Source organism: Nostoc sp. DSM 114159, assembly GCF_053470285.1.
Genome location: NZ_JBPFEH010000001.1, coordinates 818,293 through 842,343, shown reverse-complemented (window position 1 = coordinate 842,343; position 24,051 = coordinate 818,293). Strand labels below are relative to the sequence as shown.

The 24,051-nt window shown below is 42.1% G+C and carries 22 protein-coding genes and 1 pseudogene; 8 read left to right on the top strand and 15 right to left on the bottom strand.

The window, feature by feature from the left end:
• Nucleotides 1-223: 223 nt before the first annotated feature.
• Entirely contained in the window at nt 224-652 is a 429-nt protein-coding gene (locus tag ACR5KR_RS03460) for a hypothetical protein (protein WP_292777668.1), read from the bottom strand.
• Nucleotides 653-1,011: 359 nt separating this feature from the next.
• On the opposite strand from ACR5KR_RS03460, the gene psbQ reads away from it, so the two are divergent.
• From psbQ to hemJ, 4 genes are all read left to right on the top strand, one after another.
• Complete coding sequence (psbQ, locus tag ACR5KR_RS03455; protein ID WP_448265444.1) at nt 1,012-1,467, top strand: photosystem II protein PsbQ; 456 nt, start codon at nt 1,012-1,014, stop codon at nt 1,465-1,467.
• 81 nt (nt 1,468-1,548) lie between these two features.
• A complete protein-coding gene (locus ACR5KR_RS03450; RefSeq protein ID WP_448265443.1) occupies nt 1,549-2,652 on the top strand; it encodes an NAD(P)/FAD-dependent oxidoreductase in 1,104 nt (367 codons plus the stop codon).
• 228 nt (nt 2,653-2,880) lie between these two features.
• On the top strand, nt 2,881-3,732 hold the full coding sequence (locus tag ACR5KR_RS03445) for an alpha/beta fold hydrolase (RefSeq protein WP_448265442.1): 852 nt from the start codon (nt 2,881-2,883) through the stop codon (nt 3,730-3,732).
• A gap of 468 nt (nt 3,733-4,200) precedes the next feature.
• Nucleotides 4,201-4,782 carry a protoporphyrinogen oxidase HemJ gene (gene hemJ / locus ACR5KR_RS03440; protein WP_448265441.1) on the top strand — a complete coding sequence of 194 codons (582 nt, stop codon included), beginning with the start codon at nt 4,201-4,203 and terminating at the stop codon, nt 4,780-4,782.
• A gap of 265 nt (nt 4,783-5,047) precedes the next feature.
• Here the strand turns inward: hemJ and ACR5KR_RS03435 are convergent, their stop codons facing one another.
• Complete coding sequence (locus tag ACR5KR_RS03435; protein WP_445627767.1) at nt 5,048-5,941, bottom strand: peptidoglycan-binding protein; 894 nt, start codon at nt 5,939-5,941, stop codon at nt 5,048-5,050.
• An 840-nt stretch (nt 5,942-6,781) separates the two neighbouring features.
• Between ACR5KR_RS03435 and ACR5KR_RS03430 the strand changes: the two genes are divergently transcribed.
• A complete protein-coding gene (locus ACR5KR_RS03430) occupies nt 6,782-6,988 on the top strand; it encodes a hypothetical protein (RefSeq protein ID WP_448265440.1) in 207 nt (68 codons plus the stop codon).
• Between the two features lie 51 nt (nt 6,989-7,039).
• Here ACR5KR_RS03430 and ACR5KR_RS03425 read toward each other — a convergent pair whose 3' ends face one another.
• From ACR5KR_RS03425 to ACR5KR_RS03390, 8 genes are all read right to left on the bottom strand, one after another.
• Entirely contained in the window at nt 7,040-7,588 is a 549-nt protein-coding gene (locus tag ACR5KR_RS03425) for a hypothetical protein (protein ID WP_448265439.1), read from the bottom strand.
• Between the two features lie 104 nt (nt 7,589-7,692).
• Nucleotides 7,693-7,845 (bottom strand): hypothetical protein, encoded by a 153-nt coding sequence (locus tag ACR5KR_RS03420; RefSeq protein WP_448265438.1) that lies wholly within the window; start codon nt 7,843-7,845, stop codon nt 7,693-7,695.
• Entirely contained in the window at nt 7,842-8,258 is a 417-nt protein-coding gene (locus ACR5KR_RS03415) for a type II toxin-antitoxin system VapC family toxin (protein ID WP_448265437.1), read from the bottom strand. The genes ACR5KR_RS03420 and ACR5KR_RS03415 overlap by 4 nt, the downstream gene beginning before the upstream one ends.
• A complete protein-coding gene (locus tag ACR5KR_RS03410) occupies nt 8,255-8,473 on the bottom strand; it encodes a transferase hexapeptide repeat containing protein (RefSeq protein ID WP_448265436.1) in 219 nt (72 codons plus the stop codon). The genes ACR5KR_RS03415 and ACR5KR_RS03410 overlap by 4 nt, the downstream gene beginning before the upstream one ends.
• Before the next feature lie 74 nt (nt 8,474-8,547).
• Nucleotides 8,548-10,266, bottom strand: a complete 1,719-nt coding sequence (locus ACR5KR_RS03405; protein WP_448270078.1) for an NAD+ synthase — start codon at nt 10,264-10,266, stop codon at nt 8,548-8,550.
• Nucleotides 10,267-10,443: 177 nt separating this feature from the next.
• Nucleotides 10,444-11,190, bottom strand: a complete 747-nt coding sequence (locus ACR5KR_RS03400; protein WP_448265435.1) for an NUDIX hydrolase — start codon at nt 11,188-11,190, stop codon at nt 10,444-10,446.
• Complete coding sequence (locus tag ACR5KR_RS03395) at nt 11,151-11,750, bottom strand: nicotinate-nucleotide adenylyltransferase (protein ID WP_445627771.1); 600 nt, start codon at nt 11,748-11,750, stop codon at nt 11,151-11,153. The genes ACR5KR_RS03400 and ACR5KR_RS03395 overlap by 40 nt, the downstream gene beginning before the upstream one ends.
• Before the next feature lie 201 nt (nt 11,751-11,951).
• Entirely contained in the window at nt 11,952-13,361 is a 1,410-nt protein-coding gene (locus tag ACR5KR_RS03390) for a nicotinate phosphoribosyltransferase (protein WP_448265434.1), read from the bottom strand.
• 454 nt (nt 13,362-13,815) lie between these two features.
• Here ACR5KR_RS03390 and ACR5KR_RS03385 point away from each other — a divergent pair, with 454 nt between their 5' ends.
• Both ACR5KR_RS03385 and ACR5KR_RS03380 read left to right on the top strand, forming a co-directional pair.
• Complete coding sequence (locus ACR5KR_RS03385; protein ID WP_194041182.1) at nt 13,816-13,968, top strand: hypothetical protein; 153 nt, start codon at nt 13,816-13,818, stop codon at nt 13,966-13,968.
• Nucleotides 13,969-14,302: 334 nt separating this feature from the next.
• Nucleotides 14,303-14,989 carry a hypothetical protein gene (locus tag ACR5KR_RS03380; RefSeq protein WP_448265433.1) on the top strand — a complete coding sequence of 229 codons (687 nt, stop codon included), beginning with the start codon at nt 14,303-14,305 and terminating at the stop codon, nt 14,987-14,989.
• 180 nt (nt 14,990-15,169) lie between these two features.
• Here ACR5KR_RS03380 and ACR5KR_RS03375 read toward each other — a convergent pair whose 3' ends face one another.
• The 5 genes and pseudogenes from ACR5KR_RS03375 to ACR5KR_RS03355 all read right to left on the bottom strand — a co-directional run.
• Nucleotides 15,170-16,687 carry a trehalase family glycosidase gene (locus ACR5KR_RS03375; RefSeq protein ID WP_448265432.1) on the bottom strand — a complete coding sequence of 506 codons (1,518 nt, stop codon included), beginning with the start codon at nt 16,685-16,687 and terminating at the stop codon, nt 15,170-15,172.
• Between the two features lie 169 nt (nt 16,688-16,856).
• The gene (gene treY, locus ACR5KR_RS03370; protein ID WP_448265431.1) at nt 16,857-19,655 is read right to left on the bottom strand and encodes a malto-oligosyltrehalose synthase; all 2,799 of its coding nucleotides are present in this window, start codon (nt 19,653-19,655) and stop codon (nt 16,857-16,859) included.
• Nucleotides 19,656-20,124: 469 nt separating this feature from the next.
• A complete protein-coding gene (gene treZ / locus ACR5KR_RS03365) occupies nt 20,125-21,972 on the bottom strand; it encodes a malto-oligosyltrehalose trehalohydrolase (RefSeq protein WP_448265430.1) in 1,848 nt (615 codons plus the stop codon).
• Nucleotides 21,973-22,376: 404 nt separating this feature from the next.
• Entirely contained in the window at nt 22,377-22,784 is a 408-nt protein-coding gene (locus ACR5KR_RS03360; protein ID WP_448265428.1) for a thiol-disulfide oxidoreductase DCC family protein, read from the bottom strand.
• Nucleotides 22,785-22,898: 114 nt separating this feature from the next.
• Nucleotides 22,899-23,003, bottom strand: a pseudogene (locus ACR5KR_RS03355) (Uma2 family endonuclease); the annotation flags it as partial.
• A gap of 310 nt (nt 23,004-23,313) precedes the next feature.
• Here ACR5KR_RS03355 and ACR5KR_RS03350 point away from each other — a divergent pair.
• On the top strand, nt 23,314-23,838 hold the full coding sequence (locus ACR5KR_RS03350) for a calcium-binding protein (RefSeq protein ID WP_445627779.1): 525 nt from the start codon (nt 23,314-23,316) through the stop codon (nt 23,836-23,838).
• The last annotated feature ends 213 nt before the right edge of the window (nt 23,839-24,051 follow it).

Genomic DNA, 24,051 nt, shown 5'->3' with positions numbered 1-24,051 from the left:
CTTTGGCCAATGCCTTAACCGCAGCAGAACTAATTACAGGTTGAACAAGTCCGATACTAGGAATAAATCCTGCGCGCTTTATGGATTTTTAACTCGGAATTGGATTTGGGGAAAAGGTTACTGGGTTTAGGTTAAAGGTTTTTTATTTCCCCTTTCCCCTTCTCTTTTCCCCAAAACCCGACAAGTATTGCAACAACTCCTAGTTGTGCTGTCATTGTTGATTTTATTCACTCGGTTTATTAAAAACTTCTAAAATCTGTCGGCAAATCTGCTTGAGCTTTTCCTCGATTTCACTAGAAGGCGAAGATGCACCGACAACACTCCAGTTTTCTACCGTAGAAAGTCGCCACGCCTCACCGCGATGATCGAATCCAGCCACCTCCACGCCGATCGCACGCCGGGAATTATTGATGGGATCTTGATAAAATCGGATTTGAATTAAAATACTGCGACTTCGCCAAGATTTGCTAATACCAGGAAAGTGAAAGCCAATATCTATAGAATCTGGATCGACTAACTCCCTAGTTTCCGGGTCATTTTTCCAGGGTTTGAGATCGGATTTGGCATCAGGAAACTCGAATTTGAACAAATTAACTACCGTGGCAATGTTGCTGGCGAGTTCAAGGTTTGTTGCCTGTTCAGCTGCGTTCACTAAAAAACACTCCTATATTGCGTCGGCATCTTCAAGGATGTGAAGACAGAAAAACCGCCAGAAGGCTTATATTATTGGTGTTTCAGCTTATCAAGACCTTTGAGATTTAGCAACTCTAAATCATATTTTCCTAACAATCCTCGTTACTAACAGAAGCAAAAAATCGCTTCTTGTTGGGACTGCCTAACACCTATTAAGTAATTGTACTTAAAAATTACTCCAAAGCAGATGAAACTCTGTTCTTTGGAAAAATATCAAGATTTTCTGCAAAATCCTTGGCTGACAAGAACGATTAACTCCGCTAGCGATCTAAAATGACACTGTTAATCGGTAAACCAAAAAGCAATTAAGTTCAATATATGGTGCGTCAACGCTCGATTTTTTCATTTTTCCTAGTACTATTGGCCACATTCCTGATTAGTTGTGGTGGCCCTGGTGTTGCGGTGGCACCTCCGACTTACACAGCAGTACAACTTGAAAAAATTCAGGCTTATGTTCCTGAAATTCAGGCTGTGCGCGATCGCTCACAAGAGTTGACAACCTTGATTAAAAGAGGTGATTGGATCAATGTGCGTAACTTTATACATGGCCCCATAACAGAAGCAAGGCTGAATCTGACTTATGTCACTTCCAACCTTCTACCCAAAGACCAACCCAAAGCACGTCAAATAACGCGAGATTTGTTTAACGACCTGGTTAAACTCGATAAAGCTACTAGTGCTGGCAATCCTCTAGTTGCCTTGAATCAATCCCAAGCTGCTTTTGCAGAGATTGACAAATTCCTCGAGCTGCTTCCGAAAACAGAAGAAAGTTAGGAGTTAGGAGTTAAGAGTTAGGAGTTAGGAGTTAAGAATTTTTAACTTCTCACTTCTAACTCCTCACTTGAAACACAAGTTATGAATGTAGTTATTATCGGTTGTGGTGTAGTTGGAGCTGCGATCGCTTACGAACTGAGTCTAGTAAAAGGGCTGAAAATTACAGTTTGCGATCGCCAACCACCAGCACAAGCTTCCACAGGCGCTGCACTTGGCGTTTTGATGGGCGCAATCAGCCAAAAAATCAAGGGCAAGGCTTGGCAGATGCGGCAAACTAGCATCCAACGCTATGAAACCTTGATTCCGGAACTAGAAGCTTTAACAGGTCGCAAAATTCCTTTTAATCGTCAGGGAATTCTCATGCTTTTGTCTGATTCTTCCCTAGAGGGGATGTCAGCATGGGAAAAGTTAGCAGAAATTCGCCACTCTCAAGGCTGGAATTTAGAAATTTGGGACACGGCTAAACTCCAGAATATCTGTCCTCAAATTAATAATGAAAAAATTACTGGTGCTGTCTATTCTCCGCAAGACCGCCAGCTCGATCCAACTGCCCTTACCTTAGCTTTAGTTGAAGCTGCCCAGCAAAATGGTGTAACTTTCAAATTTGGCGTGACTGTTTTAGATGCCCCAACCTCAACACCGGAATTTTGCCATCAACTTGACACTACAGAAGGAAAAATAATCGCTGATTGGTTTGTAATTGCAGCAGGGTTAGGTTCAACCCCACTAACAGCAAAATTAAATCAGATAATTGATATCCGCCCCGTACTTGGGCAAGCATTGCAAATGCGTGTGGAGCATCCATTAGGAAATCCCGACTTCCAGCCAGCGATAACGGGTAACGATGTCCATATTGTTCCTGTGAGCGGTGGAGATTATTGGATAGGCGCAACAGTGGAATTTCCCAGCAATGGCGATGAGATACCGCCAAATCAAGAACTGCTGGAATCTATTAAAGAACAAGCGATCGCATTTTGCCCAGAATTAGCTACAGCAACTATTCTCCGCACTTGGTCGGGGTTACGTCCCCGCCCTGAAGGTCGCCCCGCCCCAGTTATTGGTAAGCTACCAGGGTTTAGTAACGTCCTCCTAGCTACCGGACACTATCGCAACGGCGTTTTACTAGCACCCGCTACAGCTTATGCGATTCGTGAGATGATTATTCCTCAAGGAGTGGGGAGATGAGGGGGTAGGGAGCAGGGGAGAAATCAATTCAAAATTCAAAATTCAAAATTCAAAATTCAAACATTTTAGAACTTCTGCCTCACTTCGACTACGCTCAGTGACCACCTGCCTCCTCTTTTCCAATGACAAATGACAAATGACAAATGACCAATGACAAATGACAAATGACAAATGACCAATGACCAATGACAAATGACAAATGACAAATGACAAATATAGGAAAATAGCGTGTCAATAACAGAACATAAAATCAATGTAGATTCACTGGAATGGTTTTATCGGGAATCTTTACCAATCGGCAGAAGTGACTTAGCGCCTGTGTTGTTGCTACACGGCTTAGTTTCGCAAAGTTACAGTTGGCGTCATATTATACCTGCTTTGGCGAATCAGGGAACAAGAGCGATCGCTCCAGATTGGATTGGTTACGGCAATTCTTCCAAACCAGAAAAACGAGATTTTGCTTACACTCCCGATGCTTTTATCACAGCTTTAGAAGGATTTATTAAAGCCATAGAACTTGAACATTTTTCTTTAGTTGTCCAAGGTTTTTTAGGTTCTGTTGGACTACAATATGCTTTGCGTCATCCAGAACAAATTGCCAATTTAGCTATTTTAAATACACCAATTTCAACTGCTGCTAAATTACCCTGGAAAATTAAACAAATGGGTTTACCTTTAGCAGGTGAAGTCATGACTCAAGACCCCTTATTAGTCGATCGGACGCTAGAAGGCGGAAGCCGTTATCGCATAGGAGATAAGGATTTAGATGTTTATCGAAAACCATTTTTAACTGCTTCTTCGTCTGGTCGAAGTCTCTTAGCAAGTATTCGCAATTTACAGCTTGATTCAGCCATGACCGAAATACAAACTGGCTTTAAAGAATGGCAACAACCAATTCTGATTCAATGGGGTATGATTGACCCTTGGCTATCTGTAGATATTGCTGAAAACTTTGCCAATTCCGTACCAAATACCGAATTAATAAAACTTAATAATGTCGGACATTATCCTCAAGAACACTACCACGAGACGATTTTGCAAGACCTTTTACCCTTTGTGCGTCGTAAAGATGCTCATTGACAATAGACCTCTTGCAAAAGTAACTTTTGCAAGAGGTGGGAAAAGGGGAAAGGTTAAAGGGGAAAGGTTTTTTTATTCCTTTTCCCTTTCCCCCTTACCCTTTTCCCTACAAATGCCAAGAAGTCTAATATATAGCAATCCTATTTGATTTGTGAGAATTTTGGTGTTGACTGTCCTAAGTCAATTGGTCATTTGTCCTTGGTTTTGTCTTACGAAAGATTTAGGATTGCTATAGCTTTGGCAAAAATGGATATTATAAAAATGAATGTCAAAATTCAGGAGTCAGAATTAATTAGTAGAGGATGCAAAATCATCATTGTAGCCCACTAAATAGAAGATTGAGTGGCAGAATTAAAATGTTATTTCTTGTTAAAAGTCCATCCTTTTTCAGGTGCAATATTCTGAATTCTGAATTCTGGCTTCTGACTACTTTGTTATTACCATTACAAGTAAAGGAAATTATGATTCATGGCTTATTCATGGTTTAAAGCCTTTCATATTGTCGGATTTGTAGTTTGGTTTGCTGGTTTATTCTACTTAGTACGTCTTTTTATCTATCACGTTGAAGCAAACCTTGAACCTGAACCAGCACGAACGATACTGAAAAATCAGTATCAAATTATGGAAAAGCGCCTTTACTCTATCATCACTAACCCAGGAATGTTTGTGACGATCGCAATGGCCATCGGTTTATTAACCACTGAACCGGACGTTTTAAAAGAGGGTTGGTTGCATATCAAACTGCTGTTTGTGGCGCTTTTAATTGGCTATCATCATTACTGCGCTCGGCTGATGAAGAAATTAGCAGTAGATGAATGTCGCTGGAATAGTCAGCAATTACGTGCTTTAAATGAAGCGCCTACAGTTATGTTAGTAGCGATCGTTTTGTTGGCTGTGTTTAAGAATAATCTACCTACAGATATGGCTGCTTGGGCTATTTTCGCCATGATTATCTTGATGGCTGTCACTATTCAACTTTACGCCAAAAAACGCAGGCAGGATAAAGAGAAATTGACGGCACAGATAGGAAAACCACAAGAACAAAGTTAGATAAAGTAGGGGCGCACAGATGTTATAGGTGTCAACTTAAGGTGAAGGCTTCCTAGAACAAGCTTTCAGAGATTGTCTCGTTATCTCGTTCCCAGTCGGAGACTGGGAATGCCTATGTGAGGCTTCGCCTCAAGACTAGCGGCAGAGTCGCAATAGAATAGCATTTCCAGCCTCTAGGCTGGAAACGAGGTTTTAAGCGGGTTTGCGCTTAAGTTGACACTAATGCACAGATGTGGGCCCCTACTATTACTCATCCTGGAAACGTTTACAGTAAATCATCCCCAGGAATCACGGTAGTGTAAAAAATATATTTGCGATTAGCGACATAACGGCGGTCTTGTTTAACAATCGCCATAAACTCTCTATGTCCCTCACGGCTACGTCCCACTAAACAACCTGCGCTAGCAAGGCGAATATCATTCCTGGGGAAATCAAAGCCGTAGTGTTGATTTACATAAAAATTATCACCTGTATCAAGTTTGTCGCCAGTCCGTTTAAAATCTTGGTTGAAATCTCTACAAACAGTGATATCTCCAACTTGCACTAATGCTTCATGAGGCTCGGCTGTACCGTGAGTACCCACAGCCCAAGCTTTGTATTGTCCAAACTGAATCCTAGCTGCTCCTTTGGGATTCATCGGATTGTAAGTGTAGTACTTCCCTGGTTCTGTAGTAGCTTCCCAGTGATCTACGATTTTGGGAACGCCATTTACTACTTCAATCACAATCCGGCGATCGTTAAATTCATTAGGTGTATCACTGTTGAGAGTCCAGTCTCCATTGATACCCTCTACATAAACAATGTTGTATTCTTTGGGATTGGTAAATACTTGATAACCTTTGGCTAACATATATTTCACAATCTTACTGGCGATGTCGTTGCCTAGTTTTAAGGGGGGTTGAGGAAGATCGTCTATTTTAGTTTCAATTAGTTTCTTGGCTGTGACTGCTCCTAAAAAACCACTCTCTTCAGTCTTGGTTAATTCTTGAAATTTTTTGAGAGATATCACAGAAACAGGGCCAAATTTACCATCGGCTGGAGGTTCCAGCAAACCTAAACCAATTAACAATATCTGAATCTGACGAGCCAAGTCTGCATCTTCTGCGATCGCATCAAATGACCATTTCTCATCTTTTCCCAAGAAATCTTGTAGTTTCATTATGCACCTGCTTTCATTTACTGAGTTCTAAGTATAAACATCATTTTTTTAATTGATGTTGTTTGAAACTATACTCTTAACTAAAATATGATGTCACAATTTTTACTATTAATTTATGATTAAGCACACAAAAATTCACAGATATTACACTGAAGAAAAAACTATTTATTGACGACATATATTAAATTTTTTTCGGGAATATGGTTCGAGTTCAGAGGTTGAATGGTGAACGATTTCGTAGGGGCGATCGCCAAACTCACCAACCTGCTAAAAGATACAGCAGAATTCAGAATTAAGGACTTCCAAATAAAAAAATATCCCATCGCTTTTAGGGCAGGGGGCAGGGAGCAGGGGGAGAGAAAGTCGTTTTGATGGGCGTGAAATTGGATAATTTATTTCTTGGAAGTCCCTTAAAGAGTCAGAATTTAGAAGTAAAATAGCCTTTATGTCTAGCTTTAAGACGAATAGTGTGTACTACACTTACCCGCAATCTGCTGTATGAACACGCTCACTCCTAATATTCACAGCGAATCAGACTTTGAGTCATTGCTGAATGCGATCCCACAGCGTTTAGATGAGTAAAAATAACCTATTGATTAAGCTTAGAGGTTGAGCAATGTCTCCGACAAGCTAAACTTACACCTTTTTAACTAGACAATTTATGTTCTAAGGTGCAAGTTTTAAGTTCAAAAGTAGAACGATCGGGGTTAAAGGTGCAACTTCGAGGATAAAAAGCGCAACTTTGAAGATATAGCAGGAGGCAGGAGGCAGAGGGCAGGAGACAGGAGGTAAAACTATTGCTAACTCTAGCATTCACGGTTTCTAAATGTCCTAATCTATGTGACTACGGCTATAAAAGGCGCAACTTCGAGAGTAAAAAGTGCAACTTCGAGGATAAAAGGTGCAATTTCGAGGCTTAAAGGTCAAGCGATGCCTGCGGCGGGCTGCGCCAACGCTCTTTTAACTCAACAATTGGGGTTAAAAGGTGCAATCTTCAAGTTCAGAGGTGGAATGGTGAAGGTTGAAAGTAAATTTTCGGCTCTTTAATTCACTTTGAAGCTTACACAGTCCAATCCTGTGTCATCAAAATTAAATGCGCTAACTCTCCCATAAAATTGAGTCATTCGATTTGTAAATACGCACGTGTCCATCATTGTCCACTCTGAGATAAGCACCAGGATGATTATCAGTATTGGAAGCCCAAAGTGGTTTCTTATCGGAACCATTGACAACAAAGTTTCCATCCGCTTGCATATAGCACTCTGTTACGACTTTGCCAGCAGTATGTGATTCCCAAATAGTTGCGCTATCTGAAGTTTTGTGAAGTACAAGATTTCCATCATCTTGGCAGAATAAACCATATTTACCATTGCTTGAAAGTAAATGTCTACCATTTGGTTTTAAAAATTGATCTGACCAAAGAGTGTTTGATTTAGAAGAAACGTCAGGAGTCAAATCTTTCTGATCATTAGAAGAGGCTAGTTGTGAAGGAGAAGATAACTGTTTTATCACAAGTGGCGCAACTACACTAGTGATAATACACACGATGATAGTACCTGATACTGTAATTAAAGTATTCATAACAGTCGGCTCAATTTTCCGACTGCTTGAATCTGTAACTTTTTGAGGTGGTTCCTGCTCACTCATATTTGGTTAAAAATTTAGTATATTTTATGCACTCTTCCTTTCGCTAATTTAATAGTACAACACCTTCGCCAGATTTTTGAATCATAACGGGTAATACCAATTCTCTATGAAGTTGCACTTAATAAAGCGGAGGTGATGTAATTCCATCCACAAATCGAAGCGATCGCTTCCGGAGAAATGGAATCAAGAACATGTTTTAGCTTTTGCCGCAACTCATCTAAATTTGTGCAGTGTTCCCCACACCTTTTTTCGTTCACCCAGTCATCAAGTTTGGAACTTTGCTAAAGTCGCTAGTGTTACGAGTCAATAACACTAAGCTTCGTGAAAGTGCAATCGAAGCTATTCTTAAATCCATCGTGGCGATGCGAACTCTTTGCGCTCGTAAATCTTCAAATATGGCTACTGCTCCAGCATCGAATGGTAAAATTGGTGCTGCTGAAAACCCCCGAATGATTTCCATTAGCAGAGTATATCCCCGAACTACATTAGCAGGTGTTTGGGAACGAGTAATAAAGGTATGAGCGCCAATTACTTGCTCATGGAAACTAACAATAGAAAAAGCGAAATCTGTAGCCTGATACTGGGCAATATGAGCAGCTAATGTTAAAAACTCTGTTCCTGAACGTCTTTGAAGAAAACTGATATGGTCAGTGTCCAATAGATATCTCACAGTTGCTCGCCAGTCTCTTCTGTAAATATGTCAGCGTGGCGTAATGACCGACCATACTCTAAAGCTTCCAAAAATGCTGGTTCATCAGAGATTGAGCCAATAACCTTTTCCAGCCAATTACTAGAGGTAGGCGCATCAATGACTCGATGTTTGATATCTGCAACTGTTTGTTCAAGAGTCGCTAAACGTTGTTCAAAATTTGCTTCATTTAACATAATTTTCTTTGATAATTTAGTTTCAATGGTAATGCTTATCCGCACCTAGACAACGCGGATGAGCATTTTGTCCATCACAACAAACTAAGGTTAGGTGTAGCTGTGGTTTTAGTCTGGTAAGCATTTTTGATACCAACCCAGTTACTAGCAATTGGCATTCGCCAACCGGTTCCAAAGGCGCGATCGGTGATTTTTAAGCCGGGGGGTGCTTGTCGCCGTTTAAATTCAGCCCGCGCCACCATTTGAATTACTCGGTTTACAATTACCGGATCGTGACCGGCTGCAACAATTTGTGTTGCTGATTGGTGGTTGTGAATCAGGCGTTGCAAAATATCGTCCAAAATTTCGTAAGGCGGTAGAGAGTCTTGATCGACTTGGCCTGGTTTGAGTTCGGCGCTGGGTGCTTTAGTCAAAACGTTTTTCGGGATAATTTCATTATTGCGATTTAACCAATGGCAAAGTGAATACACACGAGTTTTAGGAACATCTGCAATTACTGCTAACCCGCCATTCATATCGCCGTAGAGTGTACAGTAACCAACTGCCATTTCTGACTTGTTACCGGTAGATAAAAGCAGATAGCCAAATTTATTAGCGATCGCCATTAATAAATTACCGCGAATCCGTGATTGGATATTCTCTTCAGCCAGTCCAAACTCCGTACCCGCAAACAAATCATCTAAAGTGCGATCGAAGCCTTGCATTAACTCGCCAATTGGTAAAAGATGAGTCTTAATCCCCAAATTTTCGGCTAATGCTTCAGCATCACTGATGGAATGCTCAGAACTGTAAGGGGAAGGCATGAGAACACCGAGGACATTTTCTTTACCAAGTGCAGCCGTGGCGATCGCAGCTACTATTGCCGAGTCAATTCCGCCACTTAAACCCAACACTACTTTAGAAAAGCGGCACTTACGAGCGTAATCTCGCACTCCCAAAACCAAAGCTTGCCAAATTTCTTCATCTTCCGATTCATACATTGGTTCTACAGAACCCAACTGCAAATCACGCAACGTTTCATCAAATTCTACTACTACTAAATCAGTGTCAAAACCACGGGCGCGACACATAATTTCACCTTGACGATTTAAGGCAAAACTATGTCCATCAAAAATTAGATCGTCATTTCCGCCAACCTGATTAGCGTAAATCATTGGTTGTTGAAAACGTATTGCACTATGCCTGAGCATGATTTCACGAAACTGCTGCTTACCAGCCGTGTAGGGCGAAGCAGACAAATTTACAGTCAAATCTACACCCAAAATTGCTAAGTCAGCAATCGGATTTACTGCATAAGTACGTTTGCCCCAGAATTCCTCATCGTTCCATAAATCTTCGCAAATAGTTACGCCAATATGGATATTATCGAGAGTGAAATAATTAGCTTGTAAGCCTTCTTCAAAATAGCGGCGTTCATCAAAGACATCGTAAGTAGGTAAAAGTCGCTTGTGAAAAACTTGCTTGACTTTGCCATTCTCTAATAAAGCTATGCTGTTAAATAAACTTTTACCGCCACTAATATCTGCTTTGATATTAGGTTCAACAGTTCCTACCAACACAGCTAAATTTGGTGGTAAATCCTGAGCCAAATTTTGTAAAGTGATGCCCATCGCTTCCACAAAACTAGGATTTAGTAATAAATCTCTTGGTGGATAGCCACACAGAGAAAGTTCTGGGGTCAACAACAAACGCGCACCGCTAGATGCTGCTCGTTGTGCCGCCTCCAGGATTTTTTGGGCATTTAAAAGCAAATCACCGATAGTCGGATTAATTTGAGCGATCGCAATTTTCATATTATTTGTCATTTGTCATTGGTCATTGGTCACTTGTACTGAGTTTCGACTGCGCTCAACTACCGCGAAGCCGAAGTATTTGTCATTTGTCACTTGTACTGAGCGAAGCCGAAGTATTTGTCCCCTTGTCCCCTTGTCCCCTTGTCCCCTTGTCTCCTTGTCCCACGTAGCGGTTGGTTAAATAAATACCAAGGGTTTATCTTTTAAGGGAGCAAAAGCTTCGGCGTTAAACTTATACAAGCTAGCCGGACGACCAGCACCCCGTGATACCTTAATTCCGGTATCGCATAAAAAACCTAACTTGAGTAGACGCGCTCTAAAATTAGAATAATCGGAAAAGTTATCACCTAAAACTGTGGCGTATAACTGATATAAATCATTCAAGGTGAACATTTCTGGTAAGACTTCAAAAGCCACTGGGCTATACTCTAATTTATTTCGCAACCGCCTATGCCCATAAGCCAAAATTTCGTTATGGTCAAAAGCTAATTGCGGCACTTGTTTGACCGGATACCAAGCGATGCCAGTCATGCGATCGGCAATCAATTCGGCTTCTTCAAATCGCACTAGGGCAAAGTAACTAACTGATAAATAACGCACACCATAACTATCAGTTGCTTCCCGTGGATCGCGATTCGGCCCGCCAAATGTATACAGTTGTTCTAAATAGAGATTGTTGACCTTAATTTTCTCCGCCATAATGCGATAAGCGGCATCTTCTAAAGACTCTCCTGGACGTACCAAAGTACCGGGAAGACTCCAATGATTTAAAAATGGTTCTTGCTGCCGCATTACTAGTAGAACTAACAGCCGATTTTGTACAGTGTCTACAGAAAAAATTACATTATCAACACCAACCTTGAAATCGGCCAAAGGTTGTTGGTTTAACGGAGTTGGTATCTTTTTTGGTGAACGTCCTGGCATTCGTACAAATGCTCTCGATTAATATAGGCAACTACAGGAGCTGTGAGGGCTTGAGGATCTCTATGTTCGCGGTACGCTGTTGAGGAAACATCTAGACCGGTCAGACTAGCGATCGCAATTTTCCCTCCCAGCTTTTGCACTACCTCTGAACTAGATTCATCTATTGCATATCCGGGTCGCGGTACAATCAGTAGTTGTACTTCCTGTAACAAATCTTCAATGCGATACCAACGTGGTAGCTGACTCAGTAAATCTGAACCAATAATCAACGTCAATTGGGCGTCTTCACCCCAAGCAAGCTTGGCTTTTTCCACTGTTTCCAGCGTTCTGAAACTACTCAATTTTTGTTCCAAAGCAATATTGTGCCGTGGTGCGTCTATATTCGCAATCAACAGTTGCAGCATTGCCGCCCGGTGTTCTAAGGGTGTTTGATGAGACTTAAATGGATTATCTGCTGCCCAAACCGCTACCCAATCATAACGCTCAGACAACCAACTCAGAATTTCTTGATGTCCAGCAGTTGGTGGATCGGCACTAGTTCCAAACAAAGCAACTCTCATAATAATTCGTAATTCGTAGTGACACTCAATGACTATTTATCCAATGGATGTTTCACAATCCAAAATCGTTCGACTGAGCGACTTGCCTTGAGTTTCGACTGCGCTCAACTACCGCGAAGTCGAAAGGAGCCGAAGTCTAAAATCTAAAATCTAAAATCCAAAATGGTATTACCTCTGTGTTCTCTGTGCCTCTGCGGTAGCCTACGGCAAGCTGCTGGTGCGTCTACGTTTCTTAGTTTCTTCAGTCAACACCCGTAACCCCTCAGAAATTTCCACCTGCACCGAGACAGGATCGTGCAAAGACCGTGTTTGTTGTGGCAAACTGGCAACTGAGGCAGCAGTACGCTGACGAATTGTTGTCAACGACTCCAACGGCTGCACCCGTTCACCTTCTTGCACTACCAACTGCAACAAAGGTTCTTCTTCTAAAGCAATTTCATCTAAGAGTCCCAATCTGTCTGCTTTTACCTTATCTCCCGTAAACGAGCGAAAAATCTGCTTGCGCCCTGGATAAGTAACTTTACTACTCGATTGTTTCATGACTGGGATGCCATCAATATCTACAAGTTTATAAACTCCATTGACAGGCGAACCTGTAACTAGTCGTGTTCCCAGTCCGTAACCATCAATCTCAGCTCCAGCAGCTTTTAATCTGGCAATTTCCCACTCGTCTATGTCGCCACTAGCAAAAATTGGCACACCGGGAAGGAGCGATCGCACCTGTTTTGATAAGGTAACTAAATCTCCTGAGTCTAATCTCACTCCTGTTAATTGCATTTCCCCGGAATTTACTTTTTCGGCCAAGCGCTGGGCAGCAGCAATGGTATCGTAAGTATCAATTAGTAATGGCGCACCCGGAAAATAGCGATGAAATGCACTAAAAGCTTGTTCTTCAGTGCCCTCTATTGCTGACAATGCCATCACTAAGGCGTGTGCCATCGTACCACTTGGCTGTTGTCCCAGTTGTAGCGCTGCTAACACATTGGAAGTGGAATCTAACCCACCCGCCAACGCCGCCCGCGCCGCCCACAAAGACCCTTGGGGACTAAATGCTCGTCTGGTGCCAAATTCTAAAAGTGTTGCTGATTCCCCTGCTACATCCCGCAATCGGGCTGCTTTTGTGGCAATCAAAGTCTGGTAATTAATCGTATTCAGCAGGTAAGTTTCTACTAGTTGCGCTTGCCAAAGGGGTGCTTCCACCCGCAACAGTGGTTGATTGGCAAACACGGCTGTCCCTTCTGGTACTGCCCAAACATCACCCGTGAACTTTCCCTCAGCTAAAAGCGACCAAAAGCGATCGCCTGCGCGAGCAAAAATCCCCGTTGCCTGTAATGCCGCAATTTGCGCCGAACTAAAGCGGATTTTGGCTAAATATTCCAATGCCTGCGTCAGCCCCATCGCAATTAAATAACCAAAACCCTCTGGCAACCTTCTGACAGACAATTCAAAGCTTGCCCGTCGTTGTTCTATACCTTCGCCTGTGTAACAAGCTGCCATCGTCAACTGGTAAAGGTCGGTCAGCAAGCTGTAGTCATCGGCAGAAAGGTTCAGTTCCTGGTTCTGCTGGCTTTGCTGTTTATATACATAGTCCAAATCTGGCAAAGTTGTCATGCAAGAGCTTCCTTACAAGATGCTTCTTTTATTTATGGTAATATTTACCATAAATAATGTCAACTCCCTGGAAGTATATTGTCTGAGATTGCCGTATAACAATAGATTTGTCGGTAGCTTAATAATAAATTCATCAAATAATTAATATTTTTTAATAGTAATGGCTAGCAATAATGTTAATTAAATCGGGCGGCTAATCAAGGGAAATAATATCCTGTCAGAGAAAGTTTGTTTTACTTCGCTCTTTTCCCAAATGGGTTGAAAGAAACAACTATGTTACAATTAGAATCGAAGAGAAAAGTTTGACTTTTTGACAAGCTAAAGTATTGCAAAGTTATCTGAATAAACATTGCATATATTCTCAATATATTGAGAATATGAGCAAGGCTTGAGTATTAGGATTAGAGTATAAGCATCACCATTAAAGCGACTCAAAAAGAAGGAGTCCAATATTATGGATATTTCCAAAATCATTGCGAACATAACCCAGTATATTTCTGAAGCTGCAATGCGGATTTTTGGCCCTACGGATGATGCTTATCCTGCTGTTGGCGTACAACCTTTTACAGGTGAGCCTTACGACGAAGATAGAGATGATAATTGGTAGATGCCGATCGGGTATTCAAAAACAATACAGGAGTTAAAATTCAGAATTCAGGCGAGGACAATTACCGGAGAATTCAGGCAAACCATATAATAGAAAACTAGTAAATTGTAGATTTAGCTCCGTACTTAAACCTCTTTATTCAAAAGTAGTGGCGTATTGCAATACGCCACTATTCCAATTGTTCTGCATTCTGGCTCCTGATAAATAGATATCTTGCAAAAATTATATAGCAATCAAAGTTTTAGTCTTAGTATGCGTTCAAAATTCAAGCCGTAAAGATTTGTTGTACCGTTAGTTGCATTAATTTTATTTATTTTCATATTTAGAGGGGAAAATGAATAAGATTTATTTTTGGAAAAGTTATTTTGCCTTGACTTTTAAATTTTTAGTACATATAGCTCCTGCTGCACACTTAGTTACTTTACTTGGACTGCTGCTCGGAGTACATCAAACGGCATCTGCTACGACGATTACGTTTGAGAAAGCATCTGTAGGGACACTATCAACCTATACTGAATCTGGTTTTACAACTTCAGTAGTTTCTGGGCCTTGGGTTGCAATTGACTCATACGGGAAGCCAGCTCCCTTCATAGAGTTTACGAATGAGGCTGGTCAGAACCCGCTGGCTGCGACAATTCAAATTACAAACGATGACTCCACGTTTAAATTCAACTCAGTCGATCTTTACTCCAGCGTGACACCAATCCCTTATGTAATAACGGGATTGTTGAATTCAACGCCAGTATTTTCTTTTGAAGGTACGGTTCCAAACACTTTTGGTGATTTTCAAACTGTGGTCAACTCGAACTCGAATTACTTAATCGACAGCCTGACAATCTCTCTAACTAACCCAGCAGCACCGTGTTGCTCTAATCCTATGGGGCTTGATAATATTACTGTGACACCCATTTCCCCTACTTCAGTTCCAGAGCCAAATAGTTCTCTATTTTTTTTACTGGGACTTCCAGTTATCACTTGGCTTCGTCGAGCGACATCTGACTCCTCGCTCAACAATCCGTAATGAGTTCATAGCGATCGCACTCACCGTAATGGCTAATAAATTCATCAACGGTTAGAACTTTTGAGGCTGATTGAACCATTGTGATTATTCTCAAAAATCGTAGAGTGTACGTAAGTCCTAATATAATTCAACCCACCTACTTAAAATAAAGGCGTGAGGAAAAAACTCACGCTTTTTTATTTAAACTTTTCGATCGGCGATTGCTAAGAGTTCCAGAATCGCTCCATTTGTCCAGCCGAAACCAACTTCGTTAGAACTATATCCAAAGCAGATTTCGTCGGAAACATTGGCAGAACAGCGTTCAACATCATATTTCTCAACTAGGGTATCGTGACGCTCAAATTCTTTAACTGCCATAGCGAGAAATTTGTTGGCAATGCGATCGCCTTCTGTATGATACCCATAACGGTGAAGTCCAAGGACTGCAACTAATGTCAATGGGGCCCAGCCAAGGGGAGCATCCCACTGATTGCCGGTGACACGAGTACTGGTAAAAATTCCGCCTGGGGCTTCAAACAAAGAGAGATTTTCTACGACGCGTTTGGCTTGAGTTGGAGAAGCAATTCCCAGCCAGAGAGGATAGAACGTGGTAGCAAATTCGTAGCGGCGGCGTTTTCCATTCTGGAAATGATAGTCTAAATATAATCCTTGTTCTTCATCCCAAAGAAATTGATCGATCCGATCGCGGCGGATATCTGCGCGATTGCTCCATTTTTGTTCCAATTGTTCGTTCCCCAGAATACGCTTAATTTGCGCCATGTCTTGTTCAACCTGATACAGCAAACTGTTGAGGCACACCGGAGCGTAGTGGAGGATATCAGCACTGAAGGGGCCAAATCGGTTGGTGATATCAAAACCAGATTCGCGCATGGTGCGATCGCTTTTGTAAAATAGCTTGGTCAGTTCGTCAGTTTCCTGGTTGTAATAAAGACTAACGTCATAATCCTCAACTTCAAAAGTTTTATAGTACTCTTTGACGCGATCGTAGTGGCTTTTTCCCTCTTCATCCCGCTCGGAAAACAAAACTTCTGGCGCCGGTCCCTCCCCAAAGGCATAAAATCTGGATAAGCCGGTTGCAGCATTCAGATGGGGCGGTACTACCCAGTAATAATAAAATTGCTCTAACAGCGGTACGGTTGCTTTCAACCACTCTTCATCTTGGGTGTGCTGGAATAACGCCAAAACCATCATACTCAGGACAGGGGGCTGCGATCGCGACAGCATGTAAGTCCGGTTGGCGTTGAGAATAATGCCGTAATGTTGTACTTGGTACAACAATTGATCGACTTGACTTTGTGCTAGCTCCAATTCTCCATCGTGCAAAAGTCCTAGTAATATAAAGTAGCTGTCCCAGCCATACATTTCGTTGAAGCGACCACCTGGTACGACATAAGGCCCTGGTAGGTATAGTAACCCATGCTGTTTAATCGCTTCTGCTTCTGCTGGCAAAGTGCGAATTTCTAGCTGTTGCATATCTTTTGGAGATAGCGATCGCTCTAACACAGTCTGAATGTTGGGACAATCTTCGGAAGGGGAAATGTAAACAATCCAGGGAGTTTCTCTTTTGTGGTCTAGTTTGGTATCCTTGGCAGATTGTAATAAGTGTTCGTGCGATCGCGTTAAAGTTTTCCACATTTTTTTGATGTGGAGGCGCACAGCTTCAATCTGCGCGGTGGTCAGTGCTGGTGGAGTGGTCATAATTACAGAATTTTTTTTAACGCAAAAAAGAGGCAGCGCGGTCTTCTCCCAAAGGGAGAGGCTAACGCCAAAGGGGTTTCCCCCATGAACGACTGCCGTCACCAAAGGAAACGCAGAGGAACGCTGAGGTTTTACAGGGTTCTCTCTGCGTGGGACAAGATTTTTGTTTTTACTCGGCAGTGCTAACTAAGAGGGCAACTGGGAAATGAGTTAGGGCTGTTGCGATTGATAGGGTTTCTGTAGCTTGTAAGGGTTGCTGAGTTAGGACGTTTTTCCAAGTGGGGGAAGTTCCAGGGGGTAGTTGCAGGTGCGTATCTTGCCAAACTGACTCGCCCAAGGGATTGTCTCCTGGCTGGATGAGGCTGGTTAAAAACCGGGGCGCGATCGCGATCGCTGTTTGATTCCCCTCCCGCCGTGCAAAGGCGATAATATGATTGGCGTAGGTTCCCTGAACTTCTAACGGTAAATAATCGCCGTCCTGGAATAATGAGACATAGTTTGTTCTGGCTTGGAGTAATTGAGCCGTTAAAAACAGTTTGATTCTGCCGTCTGTTTTGTCCTTTAGTAACTCCTGAATTAGTCCCAAAATGTCTGTTTTTGCCTGTTCGCGGATAGCGCTTAAGTAAGTACGTCGCTGTTCAAAATCTACAGGACGGCGATTATCTGGATCGACTAAACTCAGTTCCCAAAGTTCCGTTCCCTGGTATAAATCGGGTACGCCGGGTACGGTAATCTTTAGTAAAGTTTGGGAAAGGGAATTGAATATCCCATACTCTGCAATTCGCTGTTGAAATGGACGAAAGGCTTCTAGAAATTCCCCAGATATAGCAGGATCGAGTACTTTCCCAATGAAGGAGGTACAAGCTTCTTCATACTGGCTATCAGGTCGTAACCAGGCTGTATGCACCTTCGCTTCTCGTATTGCTTTTATTATATAGTCTTTCACCCGTTCCACAAAGGATGCATGTTCGTGTTCGGCAAAGGGAAACGCCCCGACTAGGGTTTGATAGAGAAAATACTCGTCGTTGCGATCGGGCATCGCAAACCCGTGGCGATGGCTACGATGTACTCGATTCATGGCACTCCAGGTATTTACCTGCCGATCCCATTCATCGGGGATTTCTGAGAGGACATTCAACCTGGCCCGCACATCTTCGCCGCGCTTGGTGTCGTGGGTGGCGGTGGTGTTCATTGTGTGAGGCCAGGTTGCTTGATGCTGTTTGTTAAAGGCATGAAATTTGGCTAATTCGATGCCAAAATGACCGGGATTTCCGCCGACTTCATTCAGCGACAGCAACCGATTGTAAACATATAATGTGGTGTCTTCTACGCCTTTGGCCATTAAGGGGCCGCTGTATTGCTGCATTCGCAAGACAAAATATATCCACTGTTCGCGTTCTGTTTGAGTCAAAGAATTATCGAATTCTAGCAGCATTAACTTTTCAATAAAAGTCAGTTCGTTCTGCAACAGGGGCGTTTGTTCTTTGGCTCGATCGATTACTTCTTGAATGGTAGCGCGATCGCTTTCTCCAATTCCATCGGGTGTAATGTACGTGCGGTAAATCGGGAACAGTGTCAAAACTTCGGCGATCGCTCTTTTTAATCCATTCAGTGTAAAATCATTGCCATAGCGATATTTGCTGGAAACGTTCTTTAACAAAAGAGCCAGATTGTCAATATCACCTGCTAAATTTTTTTCCAAAATCAGGTGCTTTTTATCCTTCACTACCGAGGCATAATCTGCTCTGGAACTGATAAAGTTTTGGTAAATTTTATCGAAGGCTGATTCATTTTCTGTTTGACAAAATACGCCATTTACATAGTTAAGAAAGTCATATCCAGATGTTCCTTGAATCTGCCAGTTTTCCGGCAAATCTTCGGTCAGTTCTAAAATCTTCTCGACGGTGATATAAACATCTCCCATCTTTTCTTGCAGTCTTTCGAGATACTGGATTGGGTTATAAAGTCCATCAATATGGTCAATCCGTAAACCAGTAAATTTGCCTTCTTCAACTAGTTTCTGAATTAGGCTGTGGGTATTATTAAAAACCCGCACTTCTTCAACTTTAACGGAAATCAGTTCATTAACAGTAAAGAAACGACGGTAATTCATTTCTTCCGCCCCCACCTTCCAGAAGGCAAGACGGTAAAATTGATCCTTGAGTAAATCATCTAGGAGGTTAAAGCTTTCGGAATTACCGGGTTCTCCGTTGAATGTTTGGATATTTTCGTCAATAAACTCGCGGATGGCATCGTTTGTGGTGTAGAGTTCCCAAAGCAATCCTTTAATAAATGCGATTTGGTCTTGTCGCTGTTTTCCTGCAACTTCTGAGGGCACACTTTTGAGAATGTAGAGAATCCCCAATAGTTTAATAAAATCGGGATGATTGCGTCCCAGTGTCCGGGTGAGTTTACCTAAATTATAGGTGATAAATTTTGTGTAAGATTCTAACCGCAGTGGCAGTTTTAAGCTGTAATAGTTGACGGTTAAACCGTTTTGTTCGTATTGCAGTTGAATGTGTCCGTTTTCCAGGGATGTACCATAGAAATCTCCCAGCAGAGGAGCTAGAATTCGCTCTTGGCGATCGCCAAAGGGAGCATTCCAAGAAAGATCGAAGTAATCGGTATAGCTGGAATCTGGGCCGTGTTCCAATACGTCCATCAAGTAATCGTTTTCGCTGCTATAAGCCATGTGGTTGGGCACAATATCTTGTAACCAGCCCATACCAAGGGATTGCACTTCAGCAACTAATGCCTCAAAGGACTCATTAGTTCCCAGTTCTGGGTTAAGTTGAGTGGCATCTACTATATCGTAACCGTGCGTACTCCCGGATCTGGCTTTGAAAATGGGGGAAGCATATACATCGGAAATACCTAAATCTGCTAGATAAGCTGCGATCGCTTTAGCGTTGTCAAAGCCAAACTGAGGTGTAAACTGAATTCGATAAGTGGCGGTGGGAATTCGCATATTTTTTTAGTAGGAAGTAAGGGGGATAAGGAAGATGAGGTTTTGAGGGTAAACGCTGAACCTTTTAGAGAATGTTTGAAAAGTCCTCTTCTCGGTAACAAAAGGGTATTACCCCCCTTAATCCCCCCGATGTATTGGGGGGAAACAAGAAAATCTAGTTCCCTCCCTTTATAAGGGGAGGGTTAGGGTGGGGTAAATTTTAAAGGGGTTAGGGGAGATCAATAAGTCCTTAACATCCACAGCCAACCATTATTCAAACATTAAGCCTTTTAGCTCGAACATTAAGCCTTATTGCTCGAACCTTAAGCCTTATTGTTTGAACCTTAAGCCTTATTGCTCGAACATTAAGCCTTATTGCTCGAACATTAAGCCTTATTGCTCGAACATTAAGCCTTATTGTTTGAACCTTAAGCCTTGTTGCTCAAACATTAAGCCTTATTGTTTGAACTTTAAGTTCTAACTCTCTCCCTCATCCTTTTTCATAGAGTACTAGACTAGTAGGTTGCAATTTCACTTCTTGTCCCACAGACAGGTGTTCAGGAGCTTCAGAACCATGCCCAGACCATGAGGTATCAGCAGAGTCCAACAATTTATTAGCATTATGCTCAAACGGCAAAGCCACTGTCACTGGAGACGAATTGAAATTCATCACAAATATTATTTCACTCGATTCGCACCAACGCCGCACGATGACGATCTCTTTCTCTTCATCGCTAGTTGCTTCGATGAAATTGCGGTCTTGGTTGAGCAGGGCTGGATGTGTCTTCCGTAAATTAATTAACTGACGATACCAATCCCAGAGAACTTTGTGCTTTCCTTGATTGCGTAATTCCCAATTAAGTTTAGACTTGAGGAAAGTTTCTGCCGATTCTGGATCTGGGGGATCGTCTGCATAGTGAAATGCTTCAAATTCTTCTTTGCGTCCGGCTCGAACTGCTTGAATCAAATCGGGATCGGAGTGACTGACAAAGTAAATGAAGGGTGCAGTTTCGCCGTATTCCTCTCCCATGAATAACAGGGGTAAGTTGGGCGATAGCAGCACAGCACCAGCGGCTAACTTTAATCCTTCAAAAGAGATCCGCTGGGTGAGGCGTTCTCCTTTCATTTGATTGCCGATTTGATCGTGATTCTGAATGCAGACTGTAAACTGTGATAAAGGGCGATCGCGGCAAGATAAGCCATGAAATCGTTTGCGATCGGGCGAGTATTTCCAATCGTAGACAAAAGTATCACTATAAGCTTTTGCTAAATCAGCACATTTCCCAAAATCGTGATAATATCCTTGGCGATCGCCTGTCAACAGTACGTGCAATGAATGGTGAAAATCATCACTCCACTGAGCATCGAGTCCATATCCACCCAATTCTGCTGGACGAATTATTCGCGGATTATTCAAGTCACTTTCGGCTATCAAATGGCGTTTCCATCTTTGTCCTTGTTGTGAGAAATGATGAACTGCTTCCGCCAGTTCCCATAAAAAATGCTTGGCTCCCAAGTCATAAATTGCTTGAATGGCATCCAGCCGCAATGCATCAATGTGGAATTCGCCCAACCAGTAAAGAGCATTTTCGATAAAATAATTTCGCACACCCTGACTATGGGCATCGTCGAAATTCATTGCTTCGCCCCAAGGCGTTTTATAGGTTTTAGTAAAGTAGGGCGCGAACTGACTCATATAGTTGCCTTCTGGCCCAAAGTGGTTGTATACCACATCCAGCACAACGGCGATATTATTTTGGTGACAAGCATTTACCAGTTGCTTGAGTTCGGCTGGACTACCATAGGAATTTTGCACAGCATAAGGATAAACGCCATCATAGCCCCAGTTGCGGTATGCAAGAGTTGCTTCAATATGAGTATCTCCCGGAACCTGCGAGATGGGCATGATTTCAATGGCGTTAATTCCCAGTTCCCTCAGTTCTGGTAAACGGGGAATGATGGCGGTGAAAGTTCCTTCCGGCGTGAATGTCCCAACGTGAACTTCATAGAAAATCATCGACTCTACAGGAATACCCGTCCATCCTTCATCAGTCCATTCAAAAAAAGGATCGACAATTTGCGACGGGCCATGTACCCCTTCCGGTTGATACTGCGACGCCGGATCGGCAAAGTTGTCTTGGCCATTCAAGACATAGCGATAAAGCGTACCCGGATACACATCGTTGACTTTCGTGTGCCAGTATCCCTCAGATTGAGGCTTGAGAGGAATTAACTGCTCTTCTGGCGTCAAAATTTTTACCGTGACGCTATCTAATAGCGGAGACCAAACTGTGAATTCACACTCTCCGTTACCCAAGTAGTTTGCACCAATTTTCACGCAGTATCCTCCCGTCAGTTCAGTTTGTTGTGCCGAATTGTGGCGCGATGGCGTACCCACCCGCTGTAGGCGATCGCAAATGTCATTGATTGCACAATGTTTACAAAGACGCCAGATAGCATAATGGTTGGTCTAGCAGACTTTTTGCTAGCATCTGGAGGCGGATTTTTGAATAAAATAATTCTGTCTAATGACAAATAAAGAGACAGGGCAATACAGTTTTGTTAAGGTTTTTTGATGAAAATTCTAGATTGCAAAACCGATTATTGTAGAGACGGCGATTCATCGCGTCTCTTGCCTTAACCAACAGTATTGAGAGGCAAGAGGCAGGAGGTAGGAATTTTTAAAACCACGCAGGGGGGGTAAAGCTTCGTTTCACTGCGGTTTTTAACGGCCTATTTAACTTAAGTTGCCTTGCAGCTACCATCTACACAGTACGATGATTGATATGTATTAGAACGTTTACCAAAGATTGCGTAGCGGTTATCGCGGATTTGCTCGTAAAAGCGATCGCCTGCCCATTTCATCCCCGGTAATGCTCGATAAGCGTCTACAAATATACTTCCTGCTGGCAATAACCGCCCAATTTCTTCTGCTGCGTTACTGCCTTGCCAACGTCTTTGAGGGTTATTGCCATCAATTAAAATCATCCCCTGTTCGCAATCTTGGGCTGAAATTCCCCACTGTAAAAGTGTCTGCTCATCTTGCATGGGACTGTAGCGAAATAGTTTTCCTTGGTCTAAGGTTTCTAGCGATCGCACTAGGGTAACGCAGAGATTACAATTCCCGTCGTAGATTACGTAGTAATTCATAAAAATAATAGCTCTTTGGCAATTGAATTGTCGGATGTGTCTAAAACACAACTTTGGTATTCTAGCTTAGAAAACCGTAGCGATCGCTTTTATCTCACCGAACCAGTCTCCAGTTCAAATATGCATAATGTCGTCTAGCTTAAGTTGTAAATTTGGCAAAACATTAGAATAAATAGTATCTTTTAAGCAATATTGTTGTTGTTGGTAAACACCGTTAACAAACGGCAAAGGTTGGTTATTTGCGATTACCGATAAACATCACGATGCATTTGTACAGCATAAAAGTCCTACAATCATAGTTTCAAAGCAAGGACTATAGAATGTTTCTATATAAATTACTCTCACCACAAAAAATAATCAGCATTCTTATTTTTTTACAAAAGAATCTTGTGTATTGATTCCTGTTTAATATATAGTCTTTTTTCGTACATACATTAGCACAAGAAAATACTGGATGCTTGCGACATGTAAGTATATCCTTAATTGTCAGACTTTGTATCTTAAAACACCAATTACCTAATAAACAAGTATGGCTAATATCACTGGAACCCCTTTAAACGATGTTCTTAACGCTACTATTGGCAACGATGTAATCAATGGACTGAATGGAAATGACCGCTTAATAGGGAATGCTGGAGTCAATACTCTGAACGGTGGTTCAGGTGATGACAACCTTGATGGTAGAGATGGTAATGATATTCTAATTGGCGGATTAGGTAGAGATACCTTAGTTGGTGGAGCAGGAGCTGATATCTTCCGTTACAACAGTGCTTTAGAGGGTGGCGATATTATCAATGACTTAAACGCATCTCAAGGTGATAAAATCCAAGTTTCTGCATCTGGATTCGGAGGTGGACTCGTAGTAGGGCAATTACAACGTTCTCAATTAACTCTCGGTAGTGCTTTCACCAACCCTAACCAACGCTTTAGAGTTGACACCAGTAGCTCGATTCTATTCTTCGACAAAGATGGTAGCGGTTCGCAATTTGGCTTTGTCGAAATTGCTAAAATAAACGGCGTTAAAGGTCCTCAAATTATTGAAGTAATCGCCTAGAAAATTTTTGATTTTAGATTGTAGGGTCGGGTGTCGTAGCTAAATGGACTATGGCACCATTAGCAGACATCAAAAAACTCAGAAGCCGAGTTTCGTAAATTTAAAAATCTAGTTATGGAAACATATTCAGGTTGCATTTTATTATATTATTAAAACAACAGTATATTTAATAATTTATTTTTGTAGGTTAGGGAACGCTAAAACTCAACTACA

What these genes read in the sequence shown, in the direction of transcription:
- ACR5KR_RS03410 (WP_448265436.1), bottom strand. Translation starts at nt 8,473, where the DNA reads ATGTTAAATGAAGCAAATTTTGAACAACGTTTAGCGACTCTTGAACAA.
- ACR5KR_RS03350 (WP_445627779.1), top strand. Translation starts at nt 23,314, where the DNA reads ATGGCTAATATCACTGGAACCCCTTTAAACGATGTTCTTAACGCTACT.
- treY (WP_448265431.1), bottom strand. Translation starts at nt 19,655, where the DNA reads ATGCGAATTCCCACCGCCACTTATCGAATTCAGTTTACACCTCAGTTT.
- ACR5KR_RS03395 (WP_445627771.1), bottom strand. Translation starts at nt 11,750, where the DNA reads ATGAGAGTTGCTTTGTTTGGAACTAGTGCCGATCCACCAACTGCTGGA.
- ACR5KR_RS03360 (WP_448265428.1), bottom strand. Translation starts at nt 22,784, where the DNA reads ATGAATTACTACGTAATCTACGACGGGAATTGTAATCTCTGCGTTACC.
- hemJ (WP_448265441.1), top strand. Translation starts at nt 4,201, where the DNA reads ATGGCTTATTCATGGTTTAAAGCCTTTCATATTGTCGGATTTGTAGTT.
- ACR5KR_RS03385 (WP_194041182.1), top strand. Translation starts at nt 13,816, where the DNA reads ATGGATATTTCCAAAATCATTGCGAACATAACCCAGTATATTTCTGAA.
- ACR5KR_RS03380 (WP_448265433.1), top strand. Translation starts at nt 14,303, where the DNA reads ATGAATAAGATTTATTTTTGGAAAAGTTATTTTGCCTTGACTTTTAAA.
- ACR5KR_RS03405 (WP_448270078.1), bottom strand. Translation starts at nt 10,266, where the DNA reads ATGAAAATTGCGATCGCTCAAATTAATCCGACTATCGGTGATTTGCTT.
- ACR5KR_RS03425 (WP_448265439.1), bottom strand. Translation starts at nt 7,588, where the DNA reads ATGAGTGAGCAGGAACCACCTCAAAAAGTTACAGATTCAAGCAGTCGG.
- ACR5KR_RS03400 (WP_448265435.1), bottom strand. Translation starts at nt 11,190, where the DNA reads ATGCCAGGACGTTCACCAAAAAAGATACCAACTCCGTTAAACCAACAA.
- psbQ (WP_448265444.1), top strand. Translation starts at nt 1,012, where the DNA reads ATGGTGCGTCAACGCTCGATTTTTTCATTTTTCCTAGTACTATTGGCC.
- ACR5KR_RS03450 (WP_448265443.1), top strand. Translation starts at nt 1,549, where the DNA reads ATGAATGTAGTTATTATCGGTTGTGGTGTAGTTGGAGCTGCGATCGCT.
- ACR5KR_RS03375 (WP_448265432.1), bottom strand. Translation starts at nt 16,687, where the DNA reads ATGACCACTCCACCAGCACTGACCACCGCGCAGATTGAAGCTGTGCGC.
- ACR5KR_RS03390 (WP_448265434.1), bottom strand. Translation starts at nt 13,361, where the DNA reads ATGACAACTTTGCCAGATTTGGACTATGTATATAAACAGCAAAGCCAG.
- ACR5KR_RS03435 (WP_445627767.1), bottom strand. Translation starts at nt 5,941, where the DNA reads ATGAAACTACAAGATTTCTTGGGAAAAGATGAGAAATGGTCATTTGAT.